9 protein-coding genes are annotated in these 16,036 nt (G+C 52.3%); 7 read left to right on the top strand and 2 right to left on the bottom strand.

Annotation, left to right across the window (positions count from 1 at the left end; translation table 11 throughout):
- Positions 1-74: 74 nt before the first annotated feature.
- Positions 75-1,484 (bottom strand): hypothetical protein, encoded by a 1,410-nt coding sequence (locus tag IX84_RS17645; RefSeq protein ID WP_152605119.1) that lies wholly within the window; start codon positions 1,482-1,484, stop codon positions 75-77.
- Positions 1,485-1,599: 115 nt separating this feature from the next.
- On the opposite strand from IX84_RS17645, the gene IX84_RS17650 reads away from it, so the two are divergent.
- The 5 genes from IX84_RS17650 to IX84_RS17675 all read left to right on the top strand — a co-directional run bounded on the left by IX84_RS17650 (position 1,600) and on the right by IX84_RS17675 (position 11,923).
- Complete coding sequence (locus IX84_RS17650; protein WP_044223650.1) at positions 1,600-5,874, top strand: FG-GAP repeat domain-containing protein; 4,275 nt, start codon at positions 1,600-1,602, stop codon at positions 5,872-5,874.
- A gap of 85 nt (positions 5,875-5,959) precedes the next feature.
- On the top strand, positions 5,960-6,769 hold the full coding sequence (locus tag IX84_RS17655) for an SDR family oxidoreductase (RefSeq protein WP_044223651.1): 810 nt from the start codon (positions 5,960-5,962) through the stop codon (positions 6,767-6,769).
- Between the two features lie 111 nt (positions 6,770-6,880).
- A complete protein-coding gene (locus IX84_RS31180) occupies positions 6,881-9,616 on the top strand; it encodes an ATP-binding protein (RefSeq protein ID WP_052516146.1) in 2,736 nt (911 codons plus the stop codon).
- Between the two features lie 229 nt (positions 9,617-9,845).
- Positions 9,846-11,033 (top strand): T9SS type A sorting domain-containing protein, encoded by a 1,188-nt coding sequence (locus IX84_RS17665; RefSeq protein WP_152605120.1) that lies wholly within the window; start codon positions 9,846-9,848, stop codon positions 11,031-11,033.
- Positions 11,034-11,500: 467 nt separating this feature from the next.
- Complete coding sequence (locus IX84_RS17675; RefSeq protein WP_044223656.1) at positions 11,501-11,923, top strand: GxxExxY protein; 423 nt, start codon at positions 11,501-11,503, stop codon at positions 11,921-11,923.
- Between the two features lie 1,254 nt (positions 11,924-13,177).
- On the opposite strand, the gene IX84_RS17680 is transcribed toward IX84_RS17675, so the two are convergent.
- Positions 13,178-13,411, bottom strand: coding sequence for a hypothetical protein (locus tag IX84_RS17680; protein ID WP_044223658.1), 234 nt, complete (start codon positions 13,409-13,411; stop codon positions 13,178-13,180).
- Between the two features lie 76 nt (positions 13,412-13,487).
- Here IX84_RS17680 and IX84_RS17685 point away from each other — a divergent pair, with 76 nt between their 5' ends.
- A complete protein-coding gene (locus IX84_RS17685) occupies positions 13,488-14,255 on the top strand; it encodes a polysaccharide deacetylase family protein (RefSeq protein WP_052516149.1) in 768 nt (255 codons plus the stop codon).
- Positions 14,256-14,258: 3 nt separating this feature from the next.
- A complete protein-coding gene (locus IX84_RS17690) occupies positions 14,259-16,034 on the top strand; it encodes a glycoside hydrolase family 9 protein (protein ID WP_044223660.1) in 1,776 nt (591 codons plus the stop codon).
- Positions 16,035-16,036 lie beyond the last annotated feature (2 nt).

Here is a 16,036-nt window from a genome sequence, read left to right on the forward strand (position 1 = left end):
AGAGTATTTAGTGAATGATAACGCCACCGGGTGCCCGATTATTTGGGTACCCGGTTTTTAATAGTAATACTACTTTATCTCTTTACTTTCTTACTAATCTGTCTTAGCATCCAGGGTTTTTCCCGGAAGTTTTTGGTAGTTTCCACCTCAGCAGCGAGCTCAAATATCTTGCTTAGGTCGCCGGGTATAAGGCCAAGCAACCGGCGGGTAAACTGAAGCAGCAGCAGATAGTGCTCCCTGTGATAGCCCACATCTTTATGCCGTTGCAGGTACACCCGCATACTTTCCAGCAGGCTGTCTACGGCATCCCACTCTTCCTGTTCGCAAAGTACCTTAAGTTGCAGGGTTTTGGTGCCCAGGTAAAGGAAAGGCTGGCGGGCCTCGATTTTTGCGCAGAGCTGCAGTACACGGTCGGTATCCCCAAGTTCGTAAGCCAGTTTTGCAGAAGTATACCAGGGCAAAGACTCCCGGAAAGCCGGTTTTAGTTTGTCCGAATGATTACCGATAAACGCCTCCACCCATTCATAATACTCAAGTTTAAGGGCCAGGGACACCATATTGCTGAAGGTGGATTCGGGAAGGTAACCATCTTCGAGCAGGTAACCTTCCTTCAGGCTTTCCTCATAGAGCTGCAGGGCTTCCTGTGCGAAGGCGGTGTCCCCGAAATTGAGGGCCCGGATGCAGTAGTTGATGGCCAGCAAATACAAATCCCGGATTTCCTGCCTGGGAAAGCCTTTTTTATACACCCTGATGTATTGCCGCAGCAGCTGGAAACTACGCTGTGCGCCCGTTACCACCACGGCCTGGTAGCAGGCATGGTAGAGTAGTACTGCCGGATGCTCCAACAGGCTGGGGCGTTTTTTAATTTCCGCTTCAATAGCAGGGATCATGCCGATTTTGTAAGTCTCCTGGTTGATGACCGAGCGGGCATGTGCCAGGCAAGTTTGCCTCAGCTTCTCCGCAAAGTAATAGGCATCGAGCAAATCAGTGGCCTGTTGCAGGTTGGTTGGCTTGGTACGGTCGTGGCTGTCGATAAAGTCGTACTGCTCCCGCTCCAGGTGGTAAGCGAAGTGCAGGCTGTCGGCAGCGTGGTTGTCCTGAGGTTTGTTCAGGCTTCGCGCCTTTTTCATACTGCGCTGAAAAAGTGGCTGCTGCTGTCGCTGCCGGAGTGCTTGCAGCAGGTGGGTGTAATGCGCCTGCTCATTCTGCTGAAAAGCCTGCCAGGCCAGGAACTGCTCGGCCAGTTTGTGAAAACGGCTAAGCAGCAGGTAGTAATCTTGTTTCCGGAAGGGCTGCCCGGGGCAGGCCGCTTTAAAAATGGCCCGGGCGTCCGGTGGTTCGGCCCGGTTTTGCCGCCAGTAATCCAGCAGCAGGGGCATCTCCTGCCTGCGGTTGAAGGCAGGGCTTTCCAGAAAAACATGGAACAACTGAATCTCTGAAGAACGGAAACTTTGCAAAAGCTGGAAGGCAACCGGGCGTTTCAATCTGTAGTTTTTATAGTTTAAAGAATTGAAAATCAATTGTAAAGATAATTTAAAGCTTGTATAAATAGTATAAATTGTTCTTGCAGCACCCTCTCAATACCTGCATTTTAGCAGCATGAAAAAGAATATCATGATGGTACGCTACACAAAAAGAGCCTTGCTGAGCCTGCTGGGCGGGATGATTTGCTGGAATTTGCACGCCCAACTGGAGCGGGAGAACGTGCAGGTCATAATGGACCGCTTCGACCTGATGGTGGTGAAAACCGGGGATATGGACGGTGACGGAGATGAGGATGTGGTAGCGACCTGTAATGGCTGGGACGGGCACATTGCAGTTTTTGAGAATCTGGACGGACAAGGCCACCTGTCCTGGCCGCGTTTGTACGGTGATTCGGCCTGGGCCGTCAGCCGCAACTTTCAGGGCGAGTTTGAGCTGGCAGATATGGATCAGGATGGCGATCTGGATGTCGTGGATGCCTACCGCGCACGGGAAACGGTACCGTATTGGGCCAACGATGGCTTGGGGCATCTGCAGCCGGGCAGTAATGAGCCTTACCATCACGGTCCTGTAAAGCCTTACGAGCGGTTAAAGGTCGGGGATATAGATGGCGATGGCTGGCCGGATGTAGTGATCGGGCTGGATGCTGATGTGGTATGGGTAAACCTTAGCGCTGGCAATGGTCAGGCTTTCGTACCCCAACTCGTCTACAGCGATGTTGTACATCATCCTTCCCTGGTGGACATGGAGCTGGCAGATGTAGATCAGGACGGTGACCTCGATATTTTAATGCTGGAAAATTATCACACCTCAGAAAGTACGGAACTGACCCTGCATGTTTTGGAATGGACAGGGGAGGCGTATAGCGCCCTATATCGGAGCTTTTTGGAGTCTGAACCCGACAAACATGCCTGGTTTGACTGTGATATGTCAGTCGTGGACGTCACAGGTAATGGCTTCCCCGATGCGGTCTATTCCCACACTGGTCACGGCGCCTACGACCGGGCGTATACGGCTTACCTTCAATTAGCAACCTGGGGGGAGGCCCAGATTTTTTGGCAAAGCGGAGAAACTTCTGGTATGATTGCCCACACGATGGCGGATGCAGACCAAGATGGGGACACGGACCTTATTGCCTATCAGCAAAATCTGGGCTATGTCTGGATGGAGCGTATGCCGAACGGTCAGCTTGGCTTCACCAATAACCTGATCGATGGCACGCCAACCGGGGTCAAACTGGTTTCGGCTGACCTCAACGGAGATGGTATAGCCGATCTGCTTACCTATGGCGACGATAATGACCTGTTGTCCGGTTCTGTTCCAATCTTTTGGAGAACGGGCTCCTTAAACAGCCAGGCTTCACCCGCTTTGCTCAACCGTACTACGTCGTTCCTGCGGGATATCCTGCCCTGGGATTGGGATTCAGATGGGCAAACCGATCTAATGTTTTGCGATGATACAGGCATCGCCTGGTTGCGTAACGAAGGTGCAGGTCAAAATTTTGAAACGCCGGTTTCACTGTGGGATGCTCCGGCCGGGCTTGGCTTTTTTGAGTTTGCTGCCTTCGATGGAGACGATTTGCCAGATGGTGTAGGAACCTTCTCCTCCGGTGCTGTGAATTGGTTGCCGGTGATTTGGAACAGCAGCACAGGGGATACCCTGTCTTTTCCACAGTTTGAACTCCGGCAGGGGCATCATTTTGATGTCGCTGATGCCGATGGGGATGGCGATCAGGATATCGTGCTGCTTACGCGCGAAAGCGGAGTGGTGCTGTTATGGAATGAATGGAGCAACGGAGGCAGCTTAACCCCTCAGGTGGTGCTCCCGGGCCAATTCGGGGCCGCTTATGCGTATTCCGGCATTCTGATGGATGATCTTGATCAGGATGAGGATGCAGACCTTGTACTCCGTCTCAATGATGGGACATTTTTTGCCCTCCAAGAGGGGGCGAGTGGTCAGTTTAGCGATTTGCAGGAAATCGGGGGCATGTTTGGCGTAGACCATTTGTTTGCCGGGGACTATGACATGGATGGGCGGCAGGATTTACGTGGGCGGTACGTTATTCAAGGCATTCAGGGGGTGCTGGGAATGGTGTCCTATGATACGGTTCAGCAGGCATTTACGCCCGCATTGGAGCGTGGCTATGCTGGAAACACTTACATAATCACTGAGGAAAGGCTCAACACAGACAGCTTGCCGGATTATGTGACCGGGGAAGGCTTCTCCTTTAATGTAGGGGCAACGGGTTTTATCTCCACCCCTTTCCTGCCATCGCCCTTTGATCATTACCTGCCCCCGGCTTTATATCAGAATGCCTGCCGGGCAGACCTAAATGGCGATGGCACCCCTGAATTGATCACCGGTAGTCAGGAGATTATGGCCTATCAGCCCAACTTTTCCAGTCAGCAACTGGTACAGGGGCAAATGGTCTGGGATACAGCCCTCACCTGTACTTTCAGTACGGATTGGCCAGGACTCCCCGATGGGCAACTGCTGCTGGAAGGACAGGACGGGCCTCAACAGGTGTTCACACCCACCGCCACGGGCTACTATGTCGGCTATCTCCCCAATGACACCACTGCCTATACGCTCGCTCCGGTATTGCCCAATGACTACTGGCAGGCTTGTCCGGCCGATACTATGCTGCAAGGAACCGGGCCGCACGAGGTAAATTTCGCCGTGTCACCAACCGTTTCCTGCCCCCTCATGGAACTGGATATGGCGCTAAGTCCGGTCCGGCAGTGCTTCCACTCCAATATAGTGCTGCATTATGATAACGCTGGCACGATATCTGCGGACTCTGTGGTGATTCAGCTGTTTTTTGATAGCAGGATGACACCGGTATCTGCCTCTGTGCCCTGGAGTATGCAAACCGATACGTCCCTGACTTTTGAGCTGGGCACTATTGAGGTGGAGGCAGAAGGTGAGGTAGTGGTTCAAATGGAGCCGAACTGCGAACAACTGATCCTTGGCGAGGTGCTCTGCTATCAGGCACGTATCAGCCCGGATACCTTATGCGCGCCTGGCTTGACCGATTGGGAAGGGGGCAATCTCCGGGCGACTTACCGCTGTGAGCAGGACAGCCTGAAGTGGAAAATCGAAAATACCGGCTTTGGCCCGGTGAGCATTCCTGTGCCTTACGAGCTCAACATCGTTAATGATGATATTGTGCTTTTGCAGAGTGGAGGGCTTGAAGTTTTGCCGGGGGAATCCATCTTGCTTGCTGCGCCTGCCGATTCCACCGCCTATCTGCTGGAAGCTGCGCAGCCGGAAGGGCACCCCTCACCCGAACCAATCCGACTTTTAGCACAAGGCTGCCTGGCGCCTCTGGATACCGGTCTGGTAACTGCCTTTCCCAACGACAACGGGAGTGTCTTTGAAGCAGAGCAGTGCCGTCCGGTCATAGGAGCTTATGACCCCAATGTAAAAGAAGCCTATCCCCGAGGGTTTGGCCCCGACCACCTCATCCCCGCAGAACAAGAACTGCAGTACACCATTCACTTTCAGAATGTAGGTACCGATATGGCCCGGAACGTGACCATTCGGGATACCCTCCCGGCAGAGCTTGACCTGAGCACTTTCCGGGCGGAGGGTGGTTCGCATGAGCATCAGTGGCATTTATTGCCGGATCGGATATTGGTGGTCGAATACCCGGAGATTTTGCTGCCCGACAGCACCAGCAATGAGCCGGAGAGCCATGGAGTTTTTGCCTTTTCCATTCAGCCTCTTGCCGGCATTCTTCCTGCTGCCCTCATTGAAAACCGGGTGGGCATTTATTTCGATTTCAACCCTCCCGTCATTACCAATACGGTAACTCATCAGATTGAAAAGCCGGTATTGGTTTCCGTGGTGTATGCCAGCCTTTGCCCGGGAGCGGTTTACCTGGGGCAGGCGCTATATGCAGATACCATTCTGGAAGAGCGCTTTGTGGCACCCTTACGAGATAGCGTGGTTTGGCATCATGTGGATGTATTGACCCTACAGGATACCACCGTGGTGGAAGTCGGGCTTGCAGAAGCAGGCTGGTGGGAAGGAGTACTTGTTCAAGGCGACACAGCTGTAACGGAGACCTATCTCAGCCATGCCGGTTGCGACAGCCTGGTGCGCTACGAAATAAGTATCCTCACCGGCCTGTCTGAATCAGTAGGGATTGGCGGGTGGTCTCTGGCGCCCAATCCCGCCCGGAGTTTTTGCACCTTGTCCGGCCCGGCAGTCCCGGCGGTAGTCCGTATCCTTACGGCTCAGGGACAGTGCCTGCAAACGCTGACTGTAGTGCGTTCTGACCGGGAGCGCCAATTGCCCCTACAGGTACTGCCACAGGGTTTTTACTGGGTGGAGGTGCGGCATAAAGAAGAAGTTGTCCGTTTGCCTTTGGTGGTGCTCAGGGAGTAGTAGGGCGCATAGTTTACAAATCTTCCTATTTTTGTCAACACAACAAGCTATCTTGTAAGTTGGGGTTGTAAGAAAAGGACCATTGATGGATTGGAAAAATAAAGTCGTTCTCATTACCGGGTCGAGTATTGGTATTGGGCGGGAGCTGGCCGCGCAATTACTGGACAAAGGGGCCTGTGTGGTGCTCAATGCCCGTAATGCCAGCCGTCTTTCGCAAACGCTGCAGGCTTTCCAGGAGCAGGGTTATCAGGGAATTGCAGCGGTGCCAGGGGATGTCTCCAATCCAGCAGACTGTGCCCGTTTGGTGGAAGCGGCCCAACAGCATTTCGGGCGACTTGATGTTGTGGTCAATAACGCAGGCATTTCTGCAGAAGGCGATGTAGGGGAGCTGTCCCCAGAGGTCTTCCGAAAGGTAACGGAAGTCAACTACCTGGGCAGTGTGTATGTGACACAGCAGTCTTTACCTCACCTTCGTGAAAGCCGGGGTACGGTTTTCTTTGTATCTAGCATTGCTGCTTTCCGGGGTATTCCGGGGCATGCGGTGTACAGTGCTTCCAAAGTTGCGCTCAAAACATTATCCGAAGCCCTCAGGGTGGAAGAGGAGCAGCATGGTGTTCATGTAGGCATTGCCTTTGTTGGGTTCACCGAAAACGATCCTCAAAAAGCCATTTATGATAAAGATGGAGTGCTTATACCGCAACCATCCCGCGATTTTGTCAAGCAGGAACCCGTTGGGGTAGTTGCTGCCCGTATCATCCGTATGATTGAAAGGCGCGAGGCCAGGCGCATTTTTACCCTGTTGGGAAAGCTGAATGGTTTTGCCAATCGTTTTATGCCAGTGGTGGCGGGGCGGATTCTGCGCCGTTCTTACCATCAGCGGAAGGAGATGGGCTGAGGTTCCTGTCTGGCTGAGCGATAAAGTAGGAATGGTTACCCCCGAAAACTGTATTTTTGCTTGATGTGTGCAAAAAAACGGAACGAGTTAGTTCCATTATTCCCCTTCCAGATGAAAGTTCTGGTTGTCCTTGCCGCTTTTGTAGCCTTCGGTGAGGGGCTGGCTGCGCAGGATATACCCGTTTTTCGCCTGCAAGATGCGCTGGAAGCAAAGGTGGAGCTGGAAGACACCCTGTACAGCTTCCCTGGTGGTGAGGAAGCGCTGGCATCCCTTCAGCCTTATTTGGATAATGGGCAGGATGTAGGGGCCGAAGGTTCCTGGTCTGCTATTCGATTGCTCAATGCCACAGATCATACGCTGCGTGGGGCCTTAAGTTTTTGTATGTACGCAGATGCCGTTCGCCTGTTTGTCATACAGGACAGCAGCCTGATCGATGAGCAGTTCAACAGCCGTTTCACAACTGGCAGGAGTGCCCGGCTACCTTCTTCTTATCAGTATTTGTGGCTCCATATTGATCCGGGGCAAACTCAAACCCTCTTTTTTCAGACCTACTTTCACGAAGAGACACCGGAGGGCCATTACCGTCATTTGTCCATTCATCCGGTATTGCCAACCGTGAATAGAATGATTGACCGGCTCTCCTGGCAGGCTTTTTACTCTGGTTTGCTGGTACTGCTTGCAATGCTTGGTGGGCTGATGGCCTGGATTTTCCGGGAACGGGTCTTTTTGTTCTATGCCGGTATGATGCTGAGTGCGGCCCTTTACTTTGCTGACCGGTACGGTCTTCTTGGGTTGTTGGGGGAATTTCCGAAGCCTACCGATCCTTTACCTGCGTTGGTCTATGCGCTTTCCGGGATCGTGGTTTTTACGGACCTTTTTGTAGCTGATTTTATTCAAATGCGGGAGCAAATGCCCCGGTATTATAAGGTGTACGCCTGGTTTTCCGGATGGACGGCGGTATCCCCCTACCTGCTTATTTTGATACTCAACGATTTACAGATGGCCAGGCAGATTACCGATACCTGCCTGGGGTTGTGGGCGCTGCTCTGCATCTGGCCGATTGCCCGTTTGGCATGGAAGGGGCAAAGCCCTGCCCGCACTTTGGTTTGGCCTTTTGGGATATTGTTTGGGGGAGGCATTCTCTTCTTACTGGGCAATTCGGATCTACTGCCTGGCAGCTTTGGGCTGCGGTACAGTTTTCAGATTGGGCTATTGCTCTTCTCGGGATTACTGTTTTTTACTTTATTTGAACGCGTTACGACTCTGCGCAAAAAGAAAGAACAGTTTGAAGAGCTTAATGCCCTGAAGACCCGGTTTTTCACCAATTTGTCCCATGAGTTCCGCACGCCACTGACGCTCATGATGGGGCCCTTACAACAGTTGCTGGAGGGGCAGCCGGAGCCAAAGGAGCGGCAGTTGCTGGAAATCGCTTTCCGGAATGCCAACAATCAGCTCCATCTGGTGAATGAGCTTCTGGAATTATCCAGGCTGGAGGCTGGAAAAATGAGTCTGAGGGCGAGTCAACAGGATGTGGTGCCTCTGGTACGCAGCCTGGTCTTTGCTTTTGAATCCCTGGCGCAGGACCGGCGAATCAACCTTTCCTTCAGAAGTGAACAGCCTTCGGTTCATTTGTACTACGAAGCGGGCAAACTGGAAAAAGTGGTCAATAATCTACTTTCCAATGCCTTAAAATTTACGCCTTCCGGGGGGAGGGTAGCGGTAAACCTGGCTCAGGCTGGTCAGGAATTGTGTATTAGTGTGGCGGATACAGGGCCCGGCATACCACAGGCGCAGCAGGGTAAAGTCTTTGACCGGTTTTTCCAGGTGTCAGCCTCCCCTGAGGTGGGCACCGGTGTGGGGCTGGCACTTAGCCGTGAACTTGTCCGGCTGCATCATGGCCGCATTGAGCTGGAAAGCCGGGAAGGGGAAGGGGCGGTTTTCCGGGTTTTCCTGCCGTTGGGAAGCAGGCATTTGCGGGCGGAAGAGCGGGTGGAAATTCCCGTGCAATCAGGCACTGCATTTGCGGCTCCGTTACCGGCAAGGGAAAAGGCGCACAATCCACGCGTTCCCACCTCCTCCCAAACGGAGGCTACCGTACTGCTGATCGAGGACAACGATGAAGTCCGGGCGTTTATCCGGCAGCGCCTGGACACAGCCTTTAAAATCATAGAAGCCAACGATGGGCAATCCGGCATTGAAAAAGCCCGGGAGCACATGCCTGACCTGATTGTGAGCGATGTGATGATGCCCCGCAAAAATGGTTATGAAGTGTGCGCTGCCTTAAAGGGGGATGTGCGCACGAGCCATATCCCCGTTATCCTGCTGACCGCTAAAGCCGAGCAGGAGGAAAAACTACAGGGGCTGCGCACCGGTGCGGACGATTACCTGGCCAAGCCCTTCGATGCCGAAGAGCTGCGGGTACGGATTCATAACCTTATACAGCTTCGGGCGCAGCTCCGGCAGCGCTTTGCCGCCGCTGTGGAACTTAAACCGGAGGAAGTCGCTGTCAATTCCATCGATCAGGAGTTTCTGGAAAAAGCGCTGGCCATTGTAGAGAGCCACATAGATGATGAGCAGTTCAGCGTAGAAGTCCTCGCCCGGGAAATTGGCATGAGCCGGCCTCAGCTCAACCGGAAACTTCGCGCACTGGTCAATCAGTCGACCAATCAATTCATTCAGTCCATCCGTCTGCAACGCGCGGCCGATTTGCTTAGGCAGCAGAGTGGGACCGTGGCCGAAATTGCCTTCCAAACCGGCTTTAGCAGCACGGCCTACTTCATCAAATGCTTCAAAGATAAATACGGGGAAACGCCCGGCAGTTTTTCGAAGAACCAGCCGAAAAGCTAGTATTCAAAAGGGTTTGATCGGTTTTTGATAGGATATGATCGGTTTTTGATACCTCTCCTCCTGCACTTTGCCTCACCTTTGTCTCATCAGTTTTTTGATTTTGGTAGCTACCTTATTTTACCCCAGTCGTTTGTCTGGGACTGCACAAAAAGACCTATTTGTTTACTCAAGGTGGGAGCTAGGACAAGTTACAAAAAACAATTGTCTTCTCACTAAAAAAACATTACCGATGAGACTAATTATTACAACATTTGCACTATTGTTTTTCGGTGCTTTGGCACACGCTCAGATCACCATTGAACGTCAGGATTTCACCCTGGAGGCGGGTATGCAGACGAAGGCCTGGTATTTGGACCATACAGGAGCATCTGTGCCAGAGATAGGCGAAGGCCAAGTCTGGGATTTTAGTGGTCTGTCGCTGGATGGGAGTTTTACAGCAGATTATGAAGAGCCTTCGAGCCCGCTATTTCCGCAGGCCAATATCACTGAGCCTTCATTCGCCACATTATTGGGCGGGCTGGGCGTACAGACCGGGCTCAACTACAATTCGATCGATGATAGTGGTTATGGTAGTTGGGGAAGTATTGGAGAGCAGGTTACCGTTCCCTTGGCTCCTGTTACGGGCATGGATACGGACAATCTTACCATCCTTGAATTGGTTATTCAGTATAATCAACGAAGGGATATCCTGAAATTTCCGCTTAATTACGGAGAGTCATGGACCCACTCAGAGACTTACAACATAGACTTTTTGGTGACTGTTGCGGGCTTCGGGCTGCAAAATGTACCTGCGGGGCAGACCATTCAGGACAGTGTTAGTTATGAGGTTGCCGGTTATGGCACCGTTATCCTGCCCAATCCGGAAGGGCCTGATCAGGAGCCGGTCAGTATCGAGGGGTTGTTGATTAAGCGGGACAGGGTTACAGTCAATAATTATACATTAGGCGGTCAGCCTGCTCCTCAACTGATGCTTGATGCATTCGGTCTCACACAGGGGGAAAGCCAAGTCACCACCCGTTATTTCATTTACGCTAAGGGACTGCCCCGTACGGCTGCCAATATCGGGGTGGACGCCAATGGCGAAATCACTTCCTTCACCATCTCAGATGACATTACTCAGTTGATCAGTTCTACCTCAGAGCCAACGGCGGAACCACTGCAGGCGAAAGCATTTCCCAATCCCATAGTTGCTGGGGAGGCGCTATCTGTGGAGTTACCCACCACCATCCAAAATGGCGCGCTGGAGCTTGTGGACGCTCTCGGACGTCAGGTCGCCATCTGGCCCGTAAGCGGGCTGCAGGGGCAAATTGTATCCTGTAACCTTCCTGCACACCTGCAGGCCGGGCTGTACGTATACCGCATAATGGAAAACAATCAAGAAGTAAGGGGAATCGGGAAGCTGAACGTCATACGATAAGTAAGCTTCCGAAAATGTCAAGGCTGCCTCATCCCGTTTGGGGTGGGGCAGTGCTTTTTTTAGCTTAGGCTTTTCCTGTTTCAATACTACTGATTGCCAGGCGGAACCGGTACCTTATTACTTCATTTCTTTTATTTTTATACGGCAGCAGAAATTTTTAAGAGGACACTCAATCGTGGTTTTGAGAGATTTTATCCAGCCGTCCGTCATGTTGCTATATTCTTGCAGGCTGCTGGCAGAATATAGGTATTGTTTGGAGGCTTGAGGCTCCCGGGTAAAGCCAGACTGGAAATAGGGGCGCATAGTGAGGGTGGCGTGGATTAGAAAACACATAGGCACATAGGGCACATAGTGGATGCTAACTTTGTACTTATGTCTTCTAAAGGAAGATTCAGAAGGATGTAGGGTGCATAGGTAAGATAGAGTTAAATGAAAAATGCGAATTCATTAACCATAAATCTGAGACTATGAAAAAGCAACTGACCAAAGATTATCTCGATAAATTGACTTATGAGGTGATCGGAGCAGCTATTGAAGTGCATCGGGAAATTGGGCCGGGCTTACTGGAAAGTGTTTATGAGGCTTGTATGGTGCATGAGCTGCAGCTAAGAGGTATTAAAGTGACTCAGCAACAGCAGGTTCCTGTAAACTATAAGGGTAAAATTGTGAAGGCGGATTTGAGGTGCGATCTGCTGGTGGAAGATTGCCTGGTGGTTGAGCTTAAGGCGGTGTTGGAGATGCTGCCCATATTCGAGGCTCAGGTGATGACCTACAGCAGGCTGCTTAAAGTGCCTAAGTCGTTACTCATTAACTTCACTTGTGAGAACATAGTCCGTCAGGGGCAGAAGACTTTTGTGAATGAATACTTTAGGTTGTTACCGGAGGAGTGAAAGTAGGGAGGTGAAAATATATTGGAGTGAGTTTTTGAAACACAAAGGCACATAGGGTCACATAGTGTGCGTCATTTTGAACTTATGTATTTATGCGTTAAGCACAGCGCCGAAGGCGCAAACTGTACAGCGATGATTGAAGAAAGTGTTATGGCAACACAAAGGCATATAGGGTCACATAGTGTGCGTCATTGTGAACTTACGTATCCTATGTGTTAAGCACGGCGCCGCAGTCGCAAACTGTACAGCGATGATTGAAGAAAGTGTTTTGAAACACAAAGGCACATAGGGCCACATAGTGTGCGTCATTGTGAACCTACGTATCGTATGTGCCTATGTGTTAAGCACGGCGCCGCAGTCGCAAACTGTACAGCGATGATTGAAGAAAGTGTTTTGAAACACAAAGGCACATAGGGCCACATAGTGTGCGTCATTGTGAACCTACGTATCCTATGTGCCTATGTGTTAAGCAGGGCGCCACAGGCGCAAACGGCACAGCGATGATTGAAGAAAGTGTTTTGAAACACAAAGGCACATAGGGTCACATAGTGTGCGTCATTGTGAACCTACGTATCCTATGTGCCTATGTGTTAAGCAGGGCGCCACAGGCGCAAACGGCACAGGGGTGATTGAAGAAAGTGTTTTTGAAACACATAGGCACATAGGGTCACATAGTGTGCGTCATTGTGAACTTATGTGTCCTATGTCCCTATGTGTTAAGCACGGCACCGCAGGCGCAAACGGCACAGCGATGATTGAAGAAAGTGTTTTTGAAACACAAAGGCACATAGGGTCACATAGTGTGCGTCATTGTGAACCTACGTATCCTATGTGCCTATGTGTTAAGCAGGGCGCCACAGGCGCAAACGGCACAGGGGTGATTGAAGAAAGTGTTTTTGAAACACATAGGCACATAGGGTCACATAGTGTGCGTCATTGTGAACTTATGTGTCCTATGTCCCTATGTGTTAAGCACGGCACCGCAGGCGCAAACGGCACAGGGGTGATTGAAGAAAGTGTTTTTGAAACACATAGGCACATAGGGTCACATAGTGTGCGTCATTGTGAACTTATGTGTCCTATGTCCCTATGTGTTAAGCACGGCACCGCAGGCGCAAACGGCACAGCGATGATTGAAGAAAGTGTTTTGAAAACCCAAAAGCAATGTTACGTAGGTTGCTCTTTGCTTCAAGCTTGTTGGGGACTTTGGTCCCGATAGCTATACGGGGCGACCTGACAGACGGGCTCAGGGCATCACTTGCCAATTGGCACCGTCCCGTACATCTTCCCCTGCCGCGTATTCTTGATCAGCCAGTTCAATCGCTTTCCCTGTCCGCCGGAGCTTCTCAAGCACATCCAAGCGCGAAGGCAGATCGCCTCCTCCCGCCGCCGCTCCCCGCACTCTTTGATCCAGCCGATTTTAAGGCGCTGGTAGAGTAGGGGGAAGGACTGGAAGTCGACCCAGATTTCGGTGATTTCGATGGGCATTCTGAATTGATTTGCCTTTAAGGTATTGCAAATCTTTGGATTCATTTATCTTGATGGGGTAAACGATGCATCAAAAATGGGGAAAGTTTTTTGTTTGGGCTTATTTGGGATTTGGGTAATGGTACTGAAGATAGGAGTGCAGGTGGCCAATGCCCAGTCGGTTGCCCTCACCCGTGGTGACACTACCCGGGCCCGGATTGCCCTCGTTTTTACCGGGCATGAATATGCCGATGGTGGCGACCACATACGGCAGGTACTACGCGAGCAGGAGGTGCCCGGCAGTTTCTTCTTTACAGGTATCTTTTATGAGCGGTACGCGCCATTGGTGCAGCTGCTCAAAGCTGATAGGCATTACCTCGGTGCGCATTCTGATCAACATTTGCTATATGCGCCCTGGTCGGCGCGGGACAGCCTGCTCGTGACCCGTGATAGCTTCCTCCGTGATCTGAATGCCAACTACGTCAAAATGGAAAAGCTGGGCATCGCCCGCCTGGAAGCGCCCTGGTTTCTGCCCCCCTACGAGTGGTACAACGACAGCATCGTGCAGTGGACAGCGGATGCCGGCCTGCAACTTATCAATATGACCTATGGCACCCTCTCGCATGCCGATTACACCACGTCGAATATGCCTAACTACCGGAGCAGTGCGCAGATTTTCCAAAGTATTCTGGACTATGAGGCAGCGCAGGCGAATGGGTTAAATGGCTTTTTATTGCTCCTCCACATTGGCACTAATCCGGACCGGGCTGACAAATTTTACCTACATTTGGAGGCGCTGATCGGTGAGCTGCGGGAGCGTGGCTACCGGTTGGTAACTTTGCAGGAACTCTTTCAAAACGACTGACCCATGTACCGACTTTTCCTCCTTTTGGCCGGGTGGTGCCTGTGCCTGGTTGCCTCTGCTCAGGATTATCATATCCGGATCAACCAAACGGGGTATCTGCCTTCGGAAACCAAGCAGGCGATTGTGTTTAGCCATAGTATGAAGACGCCCGTACTTCAGCTTATCGCGCAGCAGACCGGAGCGGTAATATCAGAGCTGGCTCCCGAGACCGTTGAAGCGGACGGATGGGGCACTTTCCCTTACTACTGGCAAGCCGATTTCACGAAAGTAGAAAAACCCGGCTGGTACTACCTCGCTACAGCAGACGGCAAGGCGCAGTCCGTACCTTTTCAAATTAGTGCGGAAGCTTACGGAAGCTACGCGGATACCCTGCTGATTTTTATGCGGCAGCAGCGGTGCGGTTACAACCCCCATCTGGATATGGTCTGCCATCAGCGCGACGGGCGGGCGATGTTCGGGCCCATGCCGGATTCCACTTTCGTAGATGTATCCGGCGGTTGGCACGATGCCGGTGATCAGCTGAAGTACCTCATCACCGGGAGCTACGCCACCGCGCACATGCTCAAAGCCTGGGAATTGTACCCGGAGGCTTTCGCCGATAAGGTAAATGCCCATGGGCAGCCCGGCCCGAACAACATCCCGGATGTGTTGGACGAAGCCCGCTGGGGCCTGGACTGGATACACAAGCTACACCCTGCACCCGATCAGCTGTTCCATCAGGTAGCGGACGACCGCGACCACCGGGGCTGGAAGATGCCCGATCAGGACAACTCCGACTACGGCTGGGGCGCCAATAGCTACCGGGTTGCCTATTTCGCCACGGGTGAGCCACAGGGGCTGCGGGAGTACAAAAGTCAGGCTACTGGCGTTGCCAACCTGGCGGGGCGGAGCGCGGCAGCTATGGCGATGGCAGCAAGGCTCTGGCCCAAGGTGTCAGCAGACAGTGCCTATTCCGACAAATGCGCTCAGGCCGCCCGGTCGCTCTACGCCCTGGGGCGGTCAAAAGAAGGCTTTCAGCAGGGTAATTCCTACGGAGCCCCTTACCGCTACAGCGAAGATACCTGGGCCGATGACATGGAGTGGGGGGCTGCTGAACTCTATCGCCTGACTGGCGAGAAAGCCTATTTGGAAGAAGCGAAAGCCTACGCCCGGCAGGCTGGTACCGTATCCTGGATGCCACTGGATACGGCGGCGCATTACCGGTATTACCCTTTCGTCAATATGGGGCACTATGCGCTTTACGACCTGGTGGATGAAGCCTTTCAGGATACGCTGGCGGGCTACTACCGTAGTGGCATAGAGCATACGCTGGAGCGGGCACAATCCAATGCCTATGGGGTAGGGGTGCCTTTCATCTGGTGCTCCAACAACCTGGTGACTGCCCTCATCACCCAAATCATCCTGTACGAAGACATGACAGGCGACTACCGCTACCACGACCTGCTCGTGCAGCAGCGCGACTGGCTGATGGGGCGGAACCCCTGGGGTACTTCCATGTTTACCAGTCTGCCTGCTCATGGAGAGTATCCCTTGGATGTGCACACAAGCGTTTGGGCGCTCACCCGGGAGGAAGTGCCCGGTGGGCTGCTGGACGGGCCGGTCTATGCAACGATTTTCGGATCACTGCGTGGACTGAAGCTCAACGAGCCGGATGAGTTTGCGGCTTTTCAAAACCCTTATGTCGTTTACCACGATGATATCGGGGATTATTCCACTAATGAGCCTACGATGGATGGCACGGCCGGGGCAATTTTGATGATGGCGTATTGGGGGCGGTAACC

It is taken from the genome of Phaeodactylibacter xiamenensis, assembly GCF_000759025.1.
GTDB lineage: Bacteria > Bacteroidota > Bacteroidia > Chitinophagales > Saprospiraceae > Phaeodactylibacter > Phaeodactylibacter xiamenensis.

What these genes read in the sequence shown, in the direction of transcription:
- IX84_RS17675 (WP_044223656.1), top strand. Translation starts at nt 11,501, where the DNA reads ATGAAAAAGCAACTGACCAAAGATTATCTCGATAAATTGACTTATGAG.
- IX84_RS17680 (WP_044223658.1), bottom strand. Translation starts at nt 13,411, where the DNA reads ATGCCCATCGAAATCACCGAAATCTGGGTCGACTTCCAGTCCTTCCCC.
- IX84_RS17650 (WP_044223650.1), top strand. Translation starts at nt 1,600, where the DNA reads ATGAAAAAGAATATCATGATGGTACGCTACACAAAAAGAGCCTTGCTG.
- IX84_RS17685 (WP_052516149.1), top strand. Translation starts at nt 13,488, where the DNA reads ATGGGGAAAGTTTTTTGTTTGGGCTTATTTGGGATTTGGGTAATGGTA.
- IX84_RS31180 (WP_052516146.1), top strand. Translation starts at nt 6,881, where the DNA reads ATGAAAGTTCTGGTTGTCCTTGCCGCTTTTGTAGCCTTCGGTGAGGGG.
- IX84_RS17665 (WP_152605120.1), top strand. Translation starts at nt 9,846, where the DNA reads ATGAGACTAATTATTACAACATTTGCACTATTGTTTTTCGGTGCTTTG.
- IX84_RS17655 (WP_044223651.1), top strand. Translation starts at nt 5,960, where the DNA reads ATGGATTGGAAAAATAAAGTCGTTCTCATTACCGGGTCGAGTATTGGT.
- IX84_RS17690 (WP_044223660.1), top strand. Translation starts at nt 14,259, where the DNA reads ATGTACCGACTTTTCCTCCTTTTGGCCGGGTGGTGCCTGTGCCTGGTT.